Source organism: Streptomyces sp. NPDC054770 (assembly GCF_053611985.1).
The window spans coordinates 37,826-56,624 of sequence record NZ_JBSHBL010000066.1 but is presented as its reverse complement, the minus strand read 5'-3'; the positions used below and the strand labels follow the sequence as shown (position 1 = coordinate 56,624).

The 18,799-nt window shown below is 71.8% G+C and carries 19 protein-coding genes; 14 read left to right on the top strand and 5 right to left on the bottom strand.

Annotation, left to right across the window (positions count from 1 at the left end; genetic code table 11):
* From ACWGKQ_RS39330 to ACWGKQ_RS39305, 6 genes are all read left to right on the top strand, one after another.
* Window positions 1-1,049 (top strand): cytochrome P450 (locus ACWGKQ_RS39330; protein ID WP_453296852.1); only part of this gene is annotated, 1,049 nt, incomplete at its 5' end.
* Entirely contained in the window at window positions 1,046-2,722 is a 1,677-nt protein-coding gene (locus tag ACWGKQ_RS39325; protein ID WP_453296851.1) for a thiolase C-terminal domain-containing protein, read from the top strand. The genes ACWGKQ_RS39330 and ACWGKQ_RS39325, both read left to right, overlap by 4 nt.
* Before the next feature lie 16 nt (window positions 2,723-2,738).
* On the top strand, window positions 2,739-3,653 hold the full coding sequence (locus ACWGKQ_RS39320) for an alpha/beta hydrolase (RefSeq protein WP_453296850.1): 915 nt from the start codon (window positions 2,739-2,741) through the stop codon (window positions 3,651-3,653).
* Window positions 3,646-4,146, top strand: a complete 501-nt coding sequence (locus ACWGKQ_RS39315; RefSeq protein WP_453296849.1) for a DoxX family protein — start codon at window positions 3,646-3,648, stop codon at window positions 4,144-4,146. The genes ACWGKQ_RS39320 and ACWGKQ_RS39315 overlap by 8 nt, the downstream gene beginning before the upstream one ends.
* A 16-nt stretch (window positions 4,147-4,162) precedes the next feature.
* Window positions 4,163-4,978 (top strand): NAD(P)-dependent oxidoreductase, encoded by an 816-nt coding sequence (locus tag ACWGKQ_RS39310; protein ID WP_453296848.1) that lies wholly within the window; start codon window positions 4,163-4,165, stop codon window positions 4,976-4,978.
* Window positions 4,979-5,067: 89 nt separating this feature from the next.
* A complete protein-coding gene (locus ACWGKQ_RS39305) occupies window positions 5,068-5,691 on the top strand; it encodes a TetR/AcrR family transcriptional regulator (RefSeq protein WP_453296847.1) in 624 nt (207 codons plus the stop codon).
* Here ACWGKQ_RS39305 and ACWGKQ_RS39300 read toward each other — a convergent pair.
* A complete protein-coding gene (locus tag ACWGKQ_RS39300) occupies window positions 5,667-6,518 on the bottom strand; it encodes an NAD(P)-dependent oxidoreductase (RefSeq protein ID WP_453296846.1) in 852 nt (283 codons plus the stop codon). The two genes, ACWGKQ_RS39305 and ACWGKQ_RS39300, sit on opposite strands and share 25 nt — an antisense overlap.
* Entirely contained in the window at window positions 6,515-6,886 is a 372-nt protein-coding gene (locus ACWGKQ_RS39295) for a carboxymuconolactone decarboxylase family protein (RefSeq protein ID WP_453296845.1), read from the bottom strand. The genes ACWGKQ_RS39300 and ACWGKQ_RS39295 overlap by 4 nt, the downstream gene beginning before the upstream one ends.
* A gap of 124 nt (window positions 6,887-7,010) precedes the next feature.
* Between ACWGKQ_RS39295 and ACWGKQ_RS39290 the strand changes: the two genes are divergently transcribed.
* From ACWGKQ_RS39290 to ACWGKQ_RS39280, 3 genes are read left to right on the top strand one after another with little or no spacing between them, the layout of a single operon-like run.
* A complete protein-coding gene (locus ACWGKQ_RS39290) occupies window positions 7,011-8,294 on the top strand; it encodes an aromatic ring-hydroxylating oxygenase subunit alpha (RefSeq protein ID WP_453296844.1) in 1,284 nt (427 codons plus the stop codon).
* Between the two features lie 34 nt (window positions 8,295-8,328).
* Window positions 8,329-8,658, top strand: coding sequence for a hypothetical protein (locus ACWGKQ_RS39285; RefSeq protein WP_217562114.1), 330 nt, complete (start codon window positions 8,329-8,331; stop codon window positions 8,656-8,658).
* Entirely contained in the window at window positions 8,658-9,920 is a 1,263-nt protein-coding gene (locus tag ACWGKQ_RS39280) for an amidohydrolase family protein (protein WP_453296843.1), read from the top strand. Before ACWGKQ_RS39285 ends, ACWGKQ_RS39280 begins: the two co-directional genes overlap by 1 nt.
* 130 nt (window positions 9,921-10,050) lie before the next feature.
* Here the strand turns inward: ACWGKQ_RS39280 and ACWGKQ_RS39275 are convergent, their stop codons facing one another.
* Genes ACWGKQ_RS39275 through ACWGKQ_RS39265 form a run of 3 tightly spaced genes read right to left on the bottom strand, consistent with a single transcriptional unit; the run spans window position 10,051 to window position 12,525 of the window.
* Entirely contained in the window at window positions 10,051-10,785 is a 735-nt protein-coding gene (locus ACWGKQ_RS39275; protein ID WP_453296842.1) for an alpha/beta hydrolase fold domain-containing protein, read from the bottom strand.
* The gene (locus ACWGKQ_RS39270) at window positions 10,775-11,494 is read right to left on the bottom strand and encodes an enoyl-CoA hydratase/isomerase family protein (RefSeq protein ID WP_453296841.1); all 720 of its coding nucleotides are present in this window, start codon (window positions 11,492-11,494) and stop codon (window positions 10,775-10,777) included. The genes ACWGKQ_RS39275 and ACWGKQ_RS39270 overlap by 11 nt, the downstream gene beginning before the upstream one ends.
* Before the next feature lie 47 nt (window positions 11,495-11,541).
* Window positions 11,542-12,525 (bottom strand): 2Fe-2S iron-sulfur cluster-binding protein, encoded by a 984-nt coding sequence (locus ACWGKQ_RS39265; RefSeq protein ID WP_453296840.1) that lies wholly within the window; start codon window positions 12,523-12,525, stop codon window positions 11,542-11,544.
* A gap of 82 nt (window positions 12,526-12,607) precedes the next feature.
* Here ACWGKQ_RS39265 and ACWGKQ_RS39260 point away from each other — a divergent pair, with 82 nt between their 5' ends.
* The 5 genes from ACWGKQ_RS39260 to ACWGKQ_RS39240 are packed head-to-tail and all read left to right on the top strand — an operon-like array spanning window position 12,608 to window position 18,798.
* Complete coding sequence (locus tag ACWGKQ_RS39260) at window positions 12,608-14,170, top strand: AMP-binding protein (RefSeq protein ID WP_453296839.1); 1,563 nt, start codon at window positions 12,608-12,610, stop codon at window positions 14,168-14,170.
* Window positions 14,171-14,205: 35 nt separating this feature from the next.
* Complete coding sequence (locus ACWGKQ_RS39255) at window positions 14,206-15,384, top strand: amidohydrolase family protein (RefSeq protein ID WP_453296838.1); 1,179 nt, start codon at window positions 14,206-14,208, stop codon at window positions 15,382-15,384.
* Window positions 15,381-16,823, top strand: coding sequence for a FadD3 family acyl-CoA ligase (locus tag ACWGKQ_RS39250; RefSeq protein ID WP_453296837.1), 1,443 nt, complete (start codon window positions 15,381-15,383; stop codon window positions 16,821-16,823). Before ACWGKQ_RS39255 ends, ACWGKQ_RS39250 begins: the two co-directional genes overlap by 4 nt.
* Window positions 16,820-18,397 (top strand): methylmalonyl-CoA mutase family protein, encoded by a 1,578-nt coding sequence (locus ACWGKQ_RS39245; RefSeq protein ID WP_453296836.1) that lies wholly within the window; start codon window positions 16,820-16,822, stop codon window positions 18,395-18,397. Before ACWGKQ_RS39250 ends, ACWGKQ_RS39245 begins: the two co-directional genes overlap by 4 nt.
* Window positions 18,397-18,798 carry a cobalamin B12-binding domain-containing protein gene (locus ACWGKQ_RS39240; protein WP_453296835.1) on the top strand — a complete coding sequence of 134 codons (402 nt, stop codon included), beginning with the start codon at window positions 18,397-18,399 and terminating at the stop codon, window positions 18,796-18,798. Before ACWGKQ_RS39245 ends, ACWGKQ_RS39240 begins: the two co-directional genes overlap by 1 nt.
* Window position 18,799 lies beyond the last annotated feature (1 nt).

Sequence of the window (18,799 nt, the reverse complement as noted above, 5' to 3'; positions counted from 1 at the left end):
CGCCCGAGCAGCGCGCCTACCGCAACGCCCTCAACCCCTATCTCTCCCCGGCGGCGATCAAGCGCTGGATCCCGTTCATCGACGAGGTGACCCGCGCCTGCCTCGACGAACGGATCGAGAGCGGGCGTATCGACTTCGTCGACGACCTCGCCAACATCGTCCCCGCCGTCTTCACCCTCGCCATGATGGGCATCCCGCTGAAGAAGTGGGAGCTGTACAACGAACCCGCCCACGCAGGCGTCTACACCCCGCCCAACTCCCCGGAGATGGCCCGGGTGGTGCAGGCCCACATGGCGATGATCAAGGACATCGCCGCCACCCTCCAGGAGGTCCGCGCGACCCCGCGCCCGGGCCTCGCCGACGCCCTCGCCCGCATGGAGATCGACGGCACGGCCCCGGCCGAGGAGGACCTGATCGGTGCCCTCGCCCTGCTCATCGGCGGCGGCTTCGACACCACCACCGCGCTGACCGCGCACGCCCTGGAGTGGCTCTCCGAACACCCGGAGGAACGGGAGCGCCTCAGCCGGGAGCGCGAGGCCCTCCTCGACACGGCGACCGAGGAGTTCCTGCGCTACTTCACGCCGGCGCCCGGGGACGGCCGTACGGTCGCCGAGGACTGCGAGATCTCGGGCAAGCAGTTCAAGGAGGGCGACCGGCTGTGGCTGTCCTGGGCGATGGCCAACCGGGACCCGGCGGTCTTCGCCGACCCCGACAGCGTCGACCTCGCCCGCGGCGGCAACCGGCACACCGCCTTCGGTCTCGGCATCCACCGCTGCATCGGCTCCAACGTGGCCCGTGCGGTCTTCAAGCGGATGCTGCTCCATGTCCTCGACCGCGTCCCGGACTTCGTCTGCGATCCCGAGGGCACGGTCCACTACGAGACCATCGGCGTCATCCAGGGCATGCGCCGTCTCCCGGCGACCTTCACCCCCGGCCGGCGGCTCGGCCCCGGCCTCGCGGAGACCCTGGAGACCCTCCAACGCGCCTGCGACGAGCAGGGGTTGGCGGAACCGGTGACGGTACGCAAGGCGGAGGCGAAGCTCAGTTGAGCGCGGCCGACGAGAAACCCGGAGCCGTCCGCCCCCGGCCCGTGACCGTCCCGGAGACCGAGTTCTTCTGGACGTCCGGCCGCGACGGACGGCTCCGCTTCCGCTCGTGCGGCTCCTGCTCGTCCCTGATCCACCCGCCGCAGCCCGTCTGCCGGAACTGCCGGGGCCGCACCGGCGACCTCCGCGAGGTGTCGGGCCGCGCCACGCTCATCGGCTTCTCGGTCAACCACCGCTTCCCGTTCCCCGGCCTGCCCACCCCGTTCGTCGTCGCCCAGGTGGCGATGGAGGAGGACCCACGGGTCCGGCTGACCACCAACCTCGTCGGCTGCACACCGGAGGAACTGCGGCTCGGCATGCGCATGGAGGTCGTCTTCGAGCAGGTCGACGACGTCTGGCTGCCGTTGTTCCGCCCGTGCGCCGAGCAACCCCCGCCCGCACCGCTGCCCACCGACGAACCCGCACCCGAACGCATGCGGGAACACGTCCGTACGCCACCGGCCTCCCGCAGGTTCGAGGAGCGCGCGGTCATCAGCGGTGCCGGAGCCTCCCGGATCGGGCGCCGCCTCATGGTCCCGCCGCTCGAACTCACCGTGGAGGCCTGCGAGAAGGCCGTCGCCGACGCCGGACTCACCTTCGACGACATCGACGGCCTCTCCACCTACCCCGGCGGCGGTGCCTACGGCGGCTTCGCCGAGGGCGGGATCACCGCACTGGAGTCGGCGCTCGGCATCCGCCCGGTCTGGCACAACGGCGCGGGGGAGACCTTCGGCCCCGGCGGCTCGCTGATCGCCGCGATGCTGGCGGTCGCCGGCGGCCTGGCCCGGCACGTGCTGTGCTTCCGTACGGTCTGGGAGTCGACGTACGCCGAACTGCTGAAGCAGGGCAGGATCCGCGCGGCCCGACCAGCAGGCCCAGAAGGGTGGTTCAAGCCATTCGGCGCCGTCTCCCCGGCGACGATGCTCGCCATGAACGCCCAGCGGCACATGCACCGCTACGGCACCACCCGCGAGACCCTCGGCTGGATCGCCCTCAACCAGCGCGCGAACGCCGCCCGCCACCCCGACGCGATCTACCGCGACCCGCTCACCATGGACGACTACCTCTCCGCACGCACCGTCACCACCCCCTTCGGCCTGTACGACTGCGACGTCCCCTGCGACGCCGCGACGGCCGTCGTCGTCTCCGCCGCCGAGACGGCCCCCGACCTTCCCAAGCCCCCGGTCCGCTTCGAAGCCGTCGGCACCCAGATCCTCGAACGCCCCGAGTGGGACCAGTCCACCCTCACCCACGAACCCCAGGTGCTCGGCCAGGCCGCCCACCTCTGGACCCGTACCGACCTCGGCCCCGCCGACGTGGACGTGGCCCTCCTCTACGACGGATTCACCTTCAACTGCCTGTCCTGGATCGAGGCGCTCGGCTTCTGCGGCATCGGCGAGGCCCGGGACTTCCTGGACGGCGGCAAGAACATCGCCCGCGACGGGGTACTGCCCCTCAACCCGCACGGCGGCCAGCTCTCGCACGGCCGCACCCACGGCATGGGCCTGCTGCACGAGGCCGTGCTCCAACTTCGCGGCGAGGCCGACGCCCGCCAGGTCGCCGGTGCGCGCACCGCGGTGGTCTCCAGCGGCGGGCTCACCCCCAGCGGCGTACTCCTGCTCAGGACGGACGGATGACATCCAGGACGGTCGTATGACCTCGCTCGAACCCGAACTCGCCCACGCGGTAAGGCGGCTGGTGGCCGACGTGCACGGAGTGCCCGCCTCCGCGCTGCTCGCCGAGGCGCCCCGCCCGCAGGGCGTGATCGTGGCCCTGCACGGCGGCGCCACCACCTCCGCCTACTTCGACCACCCCGGCCACCCCCGGCTCTCCCTGCTGCGCACCGCGGCCGCCGCGGGCTTCACCGTCCTGGCCCTGGACCGCCCCGGCTACGGCAGTTCGGCCGGACACGAGGACCGGATGGCCACGCCCGAGCAGCGCACCGACTTCGCCTACGAGGCCCTGGCCGCACTCCTTGACGGCCGTGACCGCGGCCTCGGCGTGTTCCTCTGGGCGCACTCGGCGGGCTGCGAACTCGCCGTCCGCATGGCGAGCGACCGGCGGGGCGCCGACCTGCTCGGCGTGGAGCTCGCCGGGATGGGCCGCGTCCACCACCCCCGTTCGGTGCTGGCGATGGAGGAGTGGCGGCGCGATCCGACGCGCACCCGGCCCAACCTCCGCCGCGCGCTGTGGGATCCACCGCACGCCTACCCTCCCGACGTGCACGGCGGCCGGCACATCGGCTCCGCCTCACCCGCCTACGAAGGGCTCCGGGAGAACTGGCAGGAGGAGTTCGCCCGGCTCTCGGGGCAGGTGCCGGTGCCCGTCCACATCACCCTCGCCGAGCACGAACAGGTGTGGGCGAACGGCCCCGAGGGACTCGCCGACCTCGCCTCGATGTTCACCGGCTCGCCCCGGGTCGTCCTGCACGAGCAGGCGGGCGCCGGCCACAACACCAGCGTCGGCCGCACCGCCCTCGCCTACCACCTGCACGTCCTCGCCTTCGTGGAGGAGTGCGCGCTCGGCGTCCAGGCGCTGCCCACCGAGCGGCGGTACCGGGATGGGTGAGGCCTCGGACACCGCCCTGCTGGCCGTACGGCTCGTGCTGGGTGCGGTCATGGCGGCGCACGGCTGGAACCACTGGCGCGGCCCGGGCGGGATCGACGGCACCGCGCGCTGGTTCGGCGGCCTCGGCCTGACCCGGCCCCGGCTCCAGGCCTGGCTGAGCGTCCTCACCGAACTCGGGGCGGGCGCCCTGCTCGCGCTGGGCCTGCTGACCCCGCTCGCCTGCGCGGCCGTGCTGTCGGTGATGCTGGTCGCCGGACTGCTCGCCCACCGGCCGCACGGTTTCTTCGTGTTCAAGGAGGGCTACGAGTACGTCCTCGTCCTCGGCATGCTCGCGGTCGCGCTCGGCGCCTGGGGACCAGGCAAGTACGCGCTGGACACGGCGGCGGACATCACGGTGACCGGCTGGGCGGGCGCCGGCGTCGTGCTCGTGGTGGGCGTGGTGGCGACCGCCGGACTGCTGGCGGTGTTCTGGCGCCCGCGGAAGACGACCTGACGTGAGGAGAGCACCCGTGCGTGTGGGCTTCATCGGACTGGGCAGCCAGGGCGCGCCCATGGCCCGGCGGATCGCCGGGGCGGGACACGAGACGACCCTGTGGGCCCGCAGGCCCGCCACGCTCACCCCGTTCGCGGACAGCGGCGCCAAGACGGCCGGCTCGCCCGCCGAACTGGCCGCCGCCAGCGACCTGGTGTGCCTGTGCGTCGTCGACGACGCCGACGTCGAGCAGGTGGTCACCGGCCCGGACGGGGTCCTCGCCGGGCTGCGCCGGGGCGGGGTGATCGCCGTCCACTCCACCGTGCATCCCGACACCTGCCGCCGCCTGGAGGCGCTGGCCCGGACCTCCGGTGTCTCCCTGCTCGACGCGCCGGTCAGCGGGGGCGGCCGGGCCGCGGAACAGGGCACCCTCCTCGTCATGGCGGGCGGCGACCCCCAGGTCTTCGCCTACTGCCGCCCGGTGTTCGAGACCTACGGCGACCCCGTCGTCCACCTCGGCCCGACCGGCTCCGGACAGCTCGCCAAGATCCTCAACAACGTGCTGTTCACCGCCCAGTTGGGCCTCGCCGCCGACGCGCTCGGCGTGGGTGCCGCCCTCGGCCTGGACCGTGCCGCGCTCACCCGGGTCCTGCCCCGCGGCAGTGCGGCCGGCTTCGCGCTGGAGCGGGTCGCCGACGCGGGCGGCACCCTCGACCGCATCGCCGCCCACGCGGGCGGACTGCTCGCCAAGGACGTCCGCCTGTTCGCCGACATCGCGGACACGGCCGGTGCCGGTGCAGCGGGAACGCTCCGGGAGGCCGCGCTCGCCGCCCTGGCCGCGATGGGGAAATGAGGCCAATCCGGTACGCCCTCTCGCCCTGCCGAGGCACGCCTACATAGTGTGGGCGGGCACCTCTCCAACGGCGGAAGGGGCCCAACGTGGTGTCGGCGAGGCGTCAGCAGATCCTGGAAGCGGCCCTGGAGGTCTTCGCCGAACGCGGGTTCAAGGGCACCTCGATCGACGCGGTGGCCGAGCGCGCCGGCCTCACCCGGCAGGGCGTGCTGCACTACTTCCCCAGCAAGAAGCGGCTGCTCCTGGACCTCCTCGCCTTCCGCGAAGAGCTCGCCCGGGAGCACCTCGCGGGGCGCAGGCTCGGGGAGGACTGGGCCGGCGACTTCGCCGAGGCCGTGGCCTTCGAGGTGCACCATCCCTCGCTGGCCACCGTGCAGACCGTGGTCCTCGCCGAGGCCGTCACCGGCCAGGAACCGGCCTGCGGCTACGTCCGCGAACGCAGCCGGTCCCTCCAGGAGCACCTCACCGCCCATCTGATCGAGCGATACGGGGAGCGGCTGCCCAGCGGACTGGACCCGCGGACCGCCGCGGCCGCCGTCTTAGCCCTCATCGAAGGTGTCCACCAGCTCTGGCTCGTCGACCAGGACGCCGAGCGCTACCCGCGCATCGTGCGCGAGGCGCTGTCCGTGCTGCTCGGCACCGACAGCGTCCCGGAGCCCCGACTGCCGCAGCCCCAACTGCCGAATCCTCAACTTCCGCTGACGAACGGGTAGATGCGGGTGAAGTCGACGCCCGGCTCGGCCGTGGCGAACGCCTCCCACACCGCGTCCGTGACGGCGGCGAGTGCCGCTGCGCCGCCCGACTCGTCCACCTCGCGCAGAAACAGCCGTACGTCCTTCGCCATCAGCGTGTTGCTGAACCCGGAGGCGTAGCGGCCGGTCAGCACCTCCTGCGGGAACTTGTCGAGGGTGGCCCCGCTGCGGCCGCTGGACGCGTTGAGCACCTCCAGCAGTACGTCCATGTCCAGTCCGGCGGCCCGCGCGAAGGCGACGGCCTCGCTGGTCGCCGCCAGTGCGGTCGCGGACAGGAAGTTGTTGGCGAGCTTCAGCGCCTGCGCCTGCCCGGGACGGTCGCCGACCCGGCGCCTGCGGTCGCTCAGCCCGGCGAGCACCGGCTCGACGTGCGCGCAGGCGTCGTCGGAGCCCGCGTACATGACCATCAGGGTGCGGTTGCGTGCCCCCGCCACTCCGCCGGACACGGGCGCGTCGACGTACGACAGCCCGGTGCTGCCGAGATGACGAGCCGCCGCGACCCCCACCGTGGAGGTGTCCACGACGTGCGTGACCCGCCGGTCCCGGGCGGCCAGCAGGCCGGCCACGACCTTTCCGCAGACCGTTCCGTCCGGCAGGCTCAGCACCACCGTGCCGGCGCCCCGGGCCACCTCCGCCGGGTCCGGCGCCCAGCGGGCGCCCACCGGAGTGCGGGCCGGACCGGCGGCGTCGTAGGCCACGACCTCGAAGCCTCCGCGCACCAGGTTCGCGGCCAGCGCTGCACCCATGTTGCCCAGCCCGATGAAGCCCACCGCCCCGCGCCCGCTCACACCGCCTCCCGGGCGGAGCGCACCTCGCGCAGGACCGCCGAGGCCTCGGTCCCGGCCGGGGCGCCGCAGTAGGCGGTCAGCTGGAAGAGGAGTTCGTCGATCTCGGCGTCCGCGACGCCGGCGCGGGGGGCCGCCTCCAGATGGATCCGGAAGGCGCCCATGCGGCCCGTCGCGGCCGTCATCGCCAGCACCAGCAGACTGCGGTCGCGCCGGGTCAGCGGCCCGCCGCGGGCCCAGACCCCCCAGGCCGTCGCCGTGACGAAGTCCTGGTACCCGGCCGGCAGGGTGTCCGCTGCCGCCGTGCCGTCGTCGCCGATCACCTCACGGCGCACCGCCCGTGCGGCCCGCTGCCCTGCGTCGTCGTACATCCGTCATCCCCTCAGTGGCCGATGCCCCGACCATAGGTTCCATATGCAGAATACGGAAACGCTATTCTCCAAATCGGAGACGATTGTTATCGTAGGGCTGTCAATCGACCGGAGGTTCCCACTCATGGCGCACTTCCCGAAGCCCGCCGAGGGCAGCTGGACCGAGCACTTCAAGATCGGTACGGAGCCGGTCTCCTACGCGGACTCGATCTCACCGGAGTTCTACGAACTGGAGCGGGACGCCGTCTTCCGGCGGACCTGGCTGAACGTCGGGCGGGTCGAACAACTGCCGCGCAAGGGCAGCTACTTCACCAAGGAACTGGACGCCGCCCGGGCCTCCGTCGTCGTCGTGCGCGGCACGGACGGCGAGGTGCGTGCCTTCCACAACGTCTGCCGCCACCGCGGCAACAAACTCGTCTGGGACGACTACCCCCGCGAGGAGACCAAGGGCACCTGCCGCGCCTTCACCTGCAAGTACCACGCCTGGCGCTACGACCTCGAGGGCAAGCTCGCCTTCGTCCAGCAGGAGTCGGAGTTCTTCGACGTCGACAAGTCCAAGTACGGGCTGCTGCCCGTGCAGACCGACGTCTGGGAGGGGTTCGTCTTCGTCAACCTCGACCCCGACAACACCACACCGCTGCGGGACTATCTCGGCAGGTTCGCCCACGGCATCGAGGGCTACCCGTTCCACAAGCTCACCCAGGTGCACAAGTACCGCGCCGAGATCGGCAGCAACTGGAAGCTGTTCATCGACGCGTTCGCCGAGTTCTACCACGCGCCGATCCTGCACGCGGGCCAGTACGTGGCCGAAGAGGCCGCCAAGATCAAGAAGTACGGCTACGAGGCACTGTCGTACGACATCGACGGCCCGCACAGCATGGTCTCCTCCTGGGGCGGCATCGCACCGCCGAAGGAGCGGGCGATGGTCAAACCCGTCGAACGGGCTCTGCGCAGCGGCCTGTTCGGGCCCTGGGAGGCCCCCGACATCGGACTGACCACCGAGCAGCTGCCGCCGGCCATCAACCCCACGCGCAGCAAGGTCTGGGGCATGGATTCGTTCGTGTTCTTCCCCAACTTCATGCTGCTGGTCTGGCGGCCGAACTGGGTGCTGACCTACCACTACTGGCCGACGTCCTACAACACCCACATCTTCGAGGGCACCTGCTACTTCGTCCCGCCCCAGAACGCCTTCCAGCGGCTGCAACAGGAGCTCGCCGTCGTGTCGTTCAAGGAGTACGGCCTCCAGGACGGCAACACCCTGGAAGCCACCCAGACCATGCTGGAGACGCGCACCGTGGACGAGTTCCCGCTGTGCGACCAGGAGGTCCTGCTGCGCCATCTGCACGCCACCGCACGGCAGTTCGTGCGCGCCTACGAGCAGCCGGTGGCACCGGCCCCCGCGTCCTGAGACGCCCCATCGAGCAGACAGGGAGAGTGCAGACATGACCACGGTCTTTCCCGACGGGTTCCACGAGCTGGAGCCGTTCGCGGACTGGGCGATCCAGGGCGAGCGCGCCCGCTACGCCAAGCGCGTCGCCAGCACCATGGAGGAGTTGCAGGCCTTCTACGACGTGGCGTTCCCGCTGCTGCAGAAGGGCACCGCGTACCTGGAACAGGTCGGCATGGAGGACATCGGCGAGCAGGACAAGCGGCTGCTGTGGGCGTTCTGCTCGCTGGTCACCATCGCCTTCCCGGTGGAGGCGTGGGGCCAGCCGCGGGTCCCGGACAGCGGGCCCGCCGGCATCCACGCCGTCGTCGAACCCGCCGTGTGATGGCCGGGCGGGAGACGGCCCCCCGGCCGCCCGTGCTGCTGCGGGCGGCCCGGCTGCTCGACGTCGACAAGGGCGAACTGGTCGCGCCGGGGGAGGTGCTGGTGGTCGGCGAGCACATCGCCGAGGTGCAGCCGGGCCGCCTTCCCGAGGGCACCGTCGTACAGGACCTCGGCGATGCCACCCTGCTGCCGGGCCTGATGGACATGGAGGTCAACCTCTTCCTCGGCGGCCCCGACCACCGCAGCCCGCTGATCCCCGTCCAGGAGGACCCGGCGCTGCGCACCCTGCGCGCGGTCGCCAACGCCCGCCGCACCCTGCACCGCGGCTACACGACCGTACGGAACCTCGGTCTGTTCGTGCAGACCGGGGGCGTGCTCCTGGACGTCGCCCTGAAAACCGCTATCCACCGGGGGGGGGTGCCGGGCCCCCGTGTGGGCCCCGCGGGCCCCGCGACCCCGCCCCCGGGGGGCCCCCTCGACCCGACCATGTTCCAGGCGTTCGCGCCCGGGGTGCTGCCGCTGACCGTGGAGGAGGGCATCGCCAACGGCGTGCCGGAGGTGCGCAAGGCGGTCCGGTACCAGATCAAGTACGGGGCGAAGGTCATCAAGGTCTGCGCCTCCAACGGTGTCATGTCACATACCGGCCCGGCGGGCGCGCAGCAGTACTCGGACGAGGAACTGCGCGCCATCGTCGACGAGGCACACCGGGCGGGTGTGCGGGTGGCCGCCCACTGCATGGGGGACTCGGCGATCCGGGCCGCCGTCGAGGCCGGCATCGACTGCATCGAGCACGGCTTCCTCGCGAGCGACGCGACCCTCGACCTGATGGTGGAGCGCGGCACCTTCCTGGTCGCCACCACCTATCTCACCGAGGGCATGAACACCCAGCACGCGGACCCGGAACTGCGGGCGAAGGCCGCCGAGGTCTTCCCCCGCGCCCGTGAGTCCACCGCCCGGGCGATCCGGCGTGGTGTCAAGGTCGCCCTCGGCACCGACGCGCCCGCGATCCCGCACGGCAAGGGGTCCCTGGAGCTCCTCGCCCTCGTCGACCGGGGCATGCCGCCGCTCCAGGCCCTGCGGTCCGCGACGACGGTCGCCGCCGAGCTGATCGGCGCCGACGACCGGGGCCGGCTGCGCCCGGGCCTGCTCGCCGACGTCATCGCCGTCCCCGGCGACCCACTCGCCGATCCGTCCGTCACGGGGCGGGTGTGCTTCGTGATGAAGGGCGGCCGGGTGTACCGCGACGACACACAGGGATCCTGACCGCCGCACGAGGCTACGAACGCCGGTCGGCACCGCGCCGAGGAGGGGCGGCGCGGTACCGACCGGTGGCTTCTTCGCGTCACGGGCGGCCGTACTCGTCTGCGGGAAGCCGTCCGCTCCGCCGTACCGTTCAGCCGCGGTGGGGTGTGACCAGGCCGGTCGAGCACCAGGTCCGCAGAAACGCCGCTGTCGCTTCCAGCTGCCTGAGTCCCTGCGCGGACGAGTCCTCGTAGATCCGCATGTCGACCTCGACCCCAGAGTGCGCCGCCCGGGTCGCGAGGGACAGGGTGTCGTCCAGGAGCATCTCCGTGCCCGCCGCGTGCAGCTGGATCGGCGGCAGGCCGTGGAGGTTGCCGTGCAGCGGGCTGAGCAGGGGGTGGGTGCGCGGCGTCGGGCCCGCGTACGCGGCCGCCCGGACGGTCAGGGCCTCGGCGTCCACCGTGCGGTCCGCTGCCGCGTTGAGCAGCAGGCTCGACGCGTCCAGCGTGAAGTCAAGCACCGGCGACGACAGCACCGCACAGGACGGCGGAGCCGCCCCCTCGTCGCGCAGCCGCAGTAGCAGACCGGCGGCGAGGGCACCGCCCAGCCGCTTGCCGGCCACGGCCGCGGGCCCCTGGCGGTGACAGTGCTCCCAGGCGGCGTACACGTCCTCCAGGGCCTCGGGGAAACGGAGCCGGTACCGGGCGCACACGACCGCGTAGCCCGTGTGCCGAGTCAGCGCGCGGGCCGTGGGCAGGGCGTCCTGCGGGGTGCCCGCGAGCCGCGGGTCGCCGTGCAGATACAGCACCGTCTGCTCCACGGCCGCGCCCTCGGGCCGTACCTCCGGCCCGAACGGCCCTTCCTCGACGTGGATCTCACCTGCCACGGGACATCACCTTCTCCGCCGCCTGCCAGTGTTCGTCCGCCACCCAGAGCCGGGCGAAGGCCGCCGCGGCCTCGTGCGGCGGCCGGGCCCGGGTGGTGAGGTTCTTGATCTCGCGGGCCTGTGCGGTGGCGAGTGCCCGCGCCGTCTCCCGCCATCCGCCGGCGAACCCGGCACGGGGCAGCACCAGGTCGACCAGGCCCAGCCGCTCGGCCTCGGCGGCATCCAGGACACGTCCGGTGCCCGCCAGCAGCAGCGCCCGGCCCGGCCCCACCAGCCGGGCCAGCCGCTCGGCCCCGCCCCACGCGGGCACGATGGCGAGTTTCGTCTGGTTGAAGCCGATACGGATGTCGTCGGCGGCGATCCGGACGTCGGCGGCGACCGCGACCTCCGCACCGCCGCCGAAGGCGTGCCCGTTGAGGGCGGCCACCACCGGGCCGGGGAAGGCGGCGATCCGGTCGCACAGTGCCCGCATCCGCAGCGCCATCCCGGCCGCCTCGTCCTCGGCGCGCAGCCGCGCCAGCTCCTTGAGGTCGCCGCCGGACACGAACGCCTTGTCGCCCGCGCCGGTCACCACCAGCGCCCTCGCCCCCTCGGCCGCGTCCAGGGCCTTGTCGAGTTCGCCCATGGTGGCCGGGTCGATGGCGTTGCGGGCGTGCGGGCGGTCGATGGTGACGACGGCCAGGCCGTCGTCCAGTTCCAGATCAACCATGCGTGGCCTTCCGGTCGAACGGGCGGGTGCCGATGGTTCGGCGGGCGTCAGTCCTCGTAGACGACGGTCACCTCGGCGGTCGTGGGTTCGGCCTGGCAGGTGAGCACATAGCCCTCGGCGATCTCGTCGGGTTCCAGGGCGTTGTTCACGCGCATCTTGGCCTCGCCGTCGGTCAGCCGTGCCATACAGGTGGCGCAGTCCCCGGACTCGCAGGAGAAGGGCGGGGTGAAGCCGGCCCGGCGCGCGCTCTGCAGCAGGGTCTCGCCCGCGCGTTGCGGCACGGTACGGCGCTGACCGCGCAGGCCGACGGTGACGGTGCCCGGGACGGGCTCGGCCGACGACTCGGCGGCCGCCACCGGCGCGAACCGCTCGACGAAGATCTGCCCGGCGGGTGTCCCGGCCGCGAGCAGCGTGCTCTCGACCAGTGCCATGAACGGTTCCGGCCCGCAGAGGTAGTGGTCCGCGTCGCCGTCGGCGAGGGCCCGTATCTCGTCGGCGTAGACCAGTCCGTCCCGGTCGTCGAGGTGATCGTGGATGCGGAGCCGGCCGGGATGGCGAGCGGCCAGGGCGCCGAGTGCCTCGCGGAAGATGGCCGAGCCGGCGCTCTGATGGGCGGTGAGCAGCCGGACTGCGCGAGGCGTTGTCGCCAGTGCGCTCTTGACCAGGGAGAACACCGGTGTGATTCCGCTCCCGCCGGCGTATCCGACCAGCGGCCGGTCCGTCGCCTCCGTGCGCAGGCAGAAGGAGCCGCCGGGCCTGGTGGCCTCAAGGGTGTCGCCCGGCCGCAGCTGCGTGTGCATCCAGCCGGAGACCAGCCCGCCCGGCACCCGCTTCACCGTCACGCACAGCTCGCCGTCGGTGTCGGGCGAGGACGACATCGAGTAACTGCGCAGCGCCCCGCACACCTTGAAGGTCAGGAACTGTCCGGCCCGGTAGGGGAACGGCGCGTCGAGGGCGAAGGTGCGCGTGTCCGGCGTCTCGTCGACGATCCGGGTGATCCGCACCGGATGGAAGCCGTGGTCCCGTGCCATGTATGGAACTTACCTTCTCGCTATGGGAGAGTGCAATTCTCCTACAGGTGCAATGGTGACTGCGACGAGGAGATCCCCTGTCATGTCGACGACTTCCCTCGGTGCCCTGCGGCCGCTGCCGCCCGAACTGCCGGCGCGTTACGAGGCCGAGGGCTGGTGGACCCGCGAGACCCTCGGTGAGCTGCTGACCGCCGGACTGGCCACGGCGGGGGACGTGGAGTTCCGTGTGCACTCCGAGGTACGGCCGTGGGCCGGGACCTTCGCCGACGTCGAGCGGGTGGCGCGGCGGCTCGCCTCCGGGTTACGGACGCACGGGGTGGGCCCCGGCGACGTGGTCGCCATGCAGCTGCCCAACTGGATGGAGGCCGCGGCCGTGTTCTGGGCCGCCGCCCTGCTGGGCGCGGTGGTCGTGCCGGTCGTCCACTTCTACGGGCCCAAGGAGGTCGGCTACGTCCTCGGCTCGACCCGCCCCAAGGCCTTCTTCGCGGCCGAGCGCTTCGGCCGGTCCGAGTTCCGCCCGGAGGTGTGCACGGACGTCCCGGTCGTCGGCGTCGTGGGCCGCGACTTCGACGCGCTGCTCGCCGACGAACCCCTGGCCGGCGTGGAGCCCGTCGACCCGGACGCCCCCGCGCTCATCGCCTTCACCTCGGGCACCACCCGGGATCCCAAGGGTGTGATCCACAGCCACCGGACCCTCGGCTACGAGACCCGTCAGCTGGCCGCGAGCTACCCGCCTGACCGGGGACGGCAGTTCACCGTGGCGCCGGTCGGCCACTTCATCGGCATGATCAACGCCTTTCTCATCCCCGTCCTCGACGGCACCCCGGTCAATCTCGGCGACACCTGGAACCCCGCCCAGGCGCTCGCACTGATGCGGGCCGAGGGGCTCACGGTCGGCGGCGGAGCGACGTACTACATGACGAGCCTGCTCGACCACCCCGACTGCACACCCGAGCACATCGCGCACCTCAAGTACGCGGGTCTGGGCGGCGCTTCCGTCGCCTCCGCCGTCACGACCCGGCTGGAGTCCCTGGGGATCAGCGTCTTCCGGGCCTACGGCTCCACCGAGCACCCGTCCGTGACCTGCACTCCCTACGACGGCCCCGCCGACAAACGGCTGCACACCGATGGACTCCCGCTGCCCGGCGTCGAGTTGAGGCTGGCCGAGGACGGCGAGATCCTCACCCGCGGCCCCGACCTCTGCCTCGGCTACACCGACCCGGCCCTGACCGCCGCCGCCTTCGACGAGGACGGCTGGTACCGCACCGGCGACATCGGCGTGCTCGACGCCGACGGATACCTGACCATCACCGACCGCAAGGCCGACGTCATCATCCGCGGCGGCGAGAACATCAGCGCCCTGGAGGTCGAGGAGGTGCTGCTCGGCCTGCCCGGAGTGGCCGAGGCCGCCGTGGTCGCCGTACCCGACCCGCGCCTGGGGGAGCGGGCCGCGGCCGTACTGCGGATGCGCCCCGGCTGGTCCGCGCCGGTCCTGGCCGAGGTGCGCACGCACTTCCAGCGCTCAGGGCTGGCCCGGCAGAAGTGGCCCGAGGAGATCCGCTCGGTCGACGACTTCCCCCGGACACCGAGCGGCAAGGTCAAGAAGTTCGAGCTCCGGCGGAACATTGCCACTACCGCACAGTGAGAATACGATTCTCAAGATTGGTGAAGGAGGATCTCATGCCCTCTCGCGCACTCGCGTATCCGCTGTTCGACGCGGACAACCACCTCTACGAGACGCAGGAAGCGCTCACGAAGTACCTGCCCAAGGAGTACGACGGGGCCATCGAGTACGTGACCGTCCGGGGCCGCACGAAGATCGCGATCCGTGGGCAGATCAGCGAGTACATCCCCAACCCCACCTTCGACGTGGTCGCCCGCCCCGGCGCCATGGAGGAGTACTTCAAGGTCGGCAACCCGACCGGCAAGACCCGGCGGGAGATATTCGGCGAGCCGATGCGCTCCGTGCCGGCCTTCCGCGAACCGGCCCCGCGCCTGGAGCTGATGGACGAACTGGGCATCCAGCGCAGCCTGATGTTCCCCACCCTCGCGAGCCTCATCGAGGAGCGCATGAAGGACGACCCGGAGCTGATCCACGCGGTCATCCACGCCCTCAACGAATGGCTGCACGACACCTGGTCCTTCACCTACAAGGACCGCATCTTCACCGTGCCGGTCATCACCCTCCCGATCGTCGAAAAGGCGATCGAGGAGCTGAACTGGGTGGTGGAGCGGGGCGCCCGCGCCATCCTGGTCCGCCCCGCGCCCGTGCCCGGATTCGGTGCCACCCGCTCCTTCGCGCTGCCGGAGTTCGACCCGTTCTGGAAGCGGGTCGTCGAGACCGGCGTGCTGGTTGCCTTCCACTCCTCCGACAGCGGCTACGCCCGCTACGCCAACGACTGGGAGGGCAACACGCGCGAGTTCCTGCCCTTCAAGCCGAACGCGTTCCGCCAGGTCAACGAGTGGCGGCCGATCGAGGACGCAGTCTCGTCCCTCATCTGCCACGGTACCCTCTCCCGCTTCCCGGAGCTCAAGGTCGCGGTGATCGAGAACGGCGCCTCCTGGGTGGAACCGCTGCTCGGCCGGCTCGCGGACGTGCACAAGAAGATGCCCCACGAGTTCCGCGAGGACCCGGTCGAGGTCTTCCGGCGGAACATCCACATCAGCCCGTTCTGGGAGGAGGACATGGCCCGGCTCGGCGACCTCATCGGCATCGAACGCGTCCTGTTCGGCTCCGACTACCCCCACCCCGAGGGCCTGGCCGACCCGGTCACCTACGTCGACCACCTGGCCAAGCTGACAGAGGCCGACAAGGCCAGGGTCATGGGCGGCAACCTCGCCCGGCTGATCGACGCATGACCGCGACGCTGCCGTGGCACAGCATCCCCGAACTGGTGCGCAGCGCCGCCGACCGGTTCGGCGACGCCGAGGCCGTGGTCGACGACGAACTGCGGCTCACCTTCACCGAGCTGGCCGATCGGGTACGGCGCACCGCCGGGGCGTTCGCCTCCGTGGGCGTCGGGCCCGGCGACCGGGTCGCGGTGTGGGCGCCGAACTCGGCCGAGTGGGCCGTCGCCGCGTTCGGAGCGCTCACCGCGGGAGGCGTGCTCGTGCCGGTGAACACCAGGTTCCGGGACGAGGAGGCCCACGACATCGTCGTCCGCAGTGGCGCCAAGGTGCTGTGCGTCCAGAACGGCTTCCTGGACCGGGAGTTCACCGGACCGCCCGGCGTTCCCGTCATCGACGTCCGCACGGACGGGTTCCTGGGCTCCGGGGAGCCGCTGGAGCGCGAGGTCGGCGAGGACGACCTCGCCGACATCATCTTCACCTCCGGCACGACCGGCCGCCCCAAGGGCGTGATGACCACCCACGGCCAGACCCTCCGCCTGTACGCCGAGTGGTGCGACCTGGCCCAACTCCGGCAGGGCGACCGCTACTTGATCGTCAACCCGTTCTTCCACATCTTCGGCTACAAGGCGGGCCTGGTCGCCTCCATGATCCGAGGAGCGACCGTCCTCCCGGTCGCCGTCTTCGACGTGGACCGCGTCCTGGATCTGGTGGAGCGGGAGCGGGTGACGATCCTGCCGGGCCCGCCGACGCTGTACCACTCCCTGCTCCAGACGGGTGCCGGGCACGACCTGTCCTCGCTCCGGGTCGCGGTGACCGGCTCCGCCGACATCCCGGTCGAGCTGGTCCGCCGTATCACCACCGAGCTGCCCTTCACCCACCTCATGACCGGCTACGGACTCACCGAGGCCGGCACCGTCACCGCGTCCCGGCCCGGCGACCCCTACGAGGCCGTCGCCACGACCGTGGGCAGACCCTGTGAGGGCTTCGAGGTGCGCCTCGCCGAGGACCAGGAGGTCCTCGTGCGCGGCTACTCCGTCATGCTCGGATACCTCGACGACCCCGAGGCGACCGCCGAGGCCGTCGACGCCGACGGCTGGCTGCACACCGGGGACCTGGGCGAGCTCGACGGCGACGGGCGGCTGAGGATCGTCGGCCGCAAGAAGGACATGTTCATCGTCGGCGGCTTCAACGCCTACCCCGCCGAGATCGAGGGCTTCCTGCTCCGGCACCCGGCCGTCGCCCAGGCCGCCGTGATCGGTGTGCCCGACGCGCGGATGGGCCAGGTCTGCAAGGCGTTCGTGGTGCCCCGCGGCACGGTGACGGAGGCCGAGCTGATCGCGTGGGCCAGGGAGCGGATGGCCGGCTTCAAGGTGCCCCGGCAGGTCGAGTTCCGCTCGGAGCTGCCGCTGAACGCCACCGGCAAGGTGATGAAGGACCAGCTGTCATGACCGACGACCCCCGCACCGCGTCCGGCATCCCCCTCAAGCCGGTCTACGGCCCCGCCGACCTGCACGCCGAACCCCCGGCCCCCGGCGCCTTCCCCTTCACCCGCGGCAACTACCCCACCGGCTACCGCGGCCGCACCTGGACCCTGCGCCAGTACTCCGGCTTCGGCACCCCCGAGGAGTCCAACCGCCGCTACCGCTACCTCCTCGACCAGGGCGGCACCGGCCTGTCGGTGGCGCTCGACCTGCCCACCCAGTGCGGCTACGACTCCGACGACCCGGAGTACACGGACGAGGTCGGCCGCGTCGGAGTCGCCCTCGACACCCTGGCCGACGCGGAGATCCTCTTCGACGCGATCCCGCTGGACCGGATCAGCACCAGCTTCACCATCAACGGCACGGCGGCCATTCTGCTCGCCTTCTACATCGCCGCCGCCGAGAAGCGCGGCATCCCGCGCGCGAAGCTCACCGGCACCATCCAGAACGACATCCTCAAGGAGTACGCCTCGCGCGGCACCTGGATCTGGCCGCCCACGCCCTCGCTCAGACTCATCGCCGACACCATCGAGTTCTGCGCCGCCGAGGTCCCCCGCTTCAACGCCATCTCGGTCGCCGGAGCGCACTTCCGGGACGCGGGCGCCAACGCCGTGCAGGAGATGGCGTTCACCCTCGCCGACGGGGTGACGTACTGCGAAACCGTGCTGGAACGCGGACGTATGACCATCGACGAGTTCGCCCCGCAGATCTCCTTCTTCTTCTACACGCACGGCGAGTTCTTCGAGGAGATCGCCAAGTACCGGGCCGGGCGCAGGCGCTGGGCGACCATCGTGCGCGAGCGGTTCGGCGCGCGGACCGACAAGGCGTGCATGTTCCGCTTCGGCTGCGTGGCCGGCGGGGCCTCGCTGTACGCGCCGCAGGCCCGCAACAACACCGTGCGCGTCGCCTACGAGGCCCTCGCCTCCGTGCTCGGCGGCGTGCAGTCGATGTTCACCGCCGCCTGGGACGAGCCGTTCGCGCTGCCCAGCGAGGAGTCGGCCACGCTCGCCCTGCGCACCCAGCAGATCCTCGCCCACGAGACGGGGGTGGCACGGGTGGCCGACCCGCTGGGCGGCTCGTACTTCGTGGAGGCGCTCACCGACGCCACGGAGGAGCGGATCACCGGGATCATGGCCGACCTGGAGGCGCACGGCGGAATGGTCCGCTGCATCGAGGACGGCTACCTCCAGGGGCTCATCGCCGACGAGGCCTGGCGGCTGCACCAGGAGGTCGACTCCGGGCAACGGCCGATCGTCGGCGTCAACCGCTTCACCGCCGAGGAGCCCCCGCCCGACCTGGCCACCTACGAACTCGACCCCGAAGGACGGGAACGGCAGCTCAAGCGGCTCGCCCAGGTCAAGGGCGAACGCAGCGGCGCAGCGGTACGGGCCCGCCTCACCGAGTTGAAACGCGCCGCCGAAGGAGACGCCAACCTGATGGATCCCCTGATCGCGTGTGCCAACGCCTACTGCACGGTCGGCGAGATCGCCGGAGCCATGCGCGAGGTGTGGGGCGAGTTCCGGCAGCCGGTGGTGTTCTGATGACCACGCCGGTGCGGGTGCTCGTCGCAAAGCCCGGGCTCGACGGGCACGACCGCGGGGCCAAACTGGTCGCGCGCGGGCTCCGTGACGCCGGGTTCGAGGTGGTGTTCACGGGCATCCGGTGGCGGGTGGCGGACATCGTCGCCACCGCCGTCCAGGAGGACGTCGCCGTGGTCGGCCTGTCGATCCTCTCCGGCGCGCATCTCGCGCTGACCCGCCGCACTGTCAGCGGGCTGCGTGCGGCCGGGGCCCACGACATCCCCGTCGTGGTCGGCGGCACGATCCCGGCCGCCGACGTGGCGCTGCTGCGGGAGGCCGGAGCGGCAGCCGTGTTTCCCACCGGCACTCCACTGCACGCCATCGTCGCGGACATCCGCGCACTGACCGCCCAGGAGGGCTGAC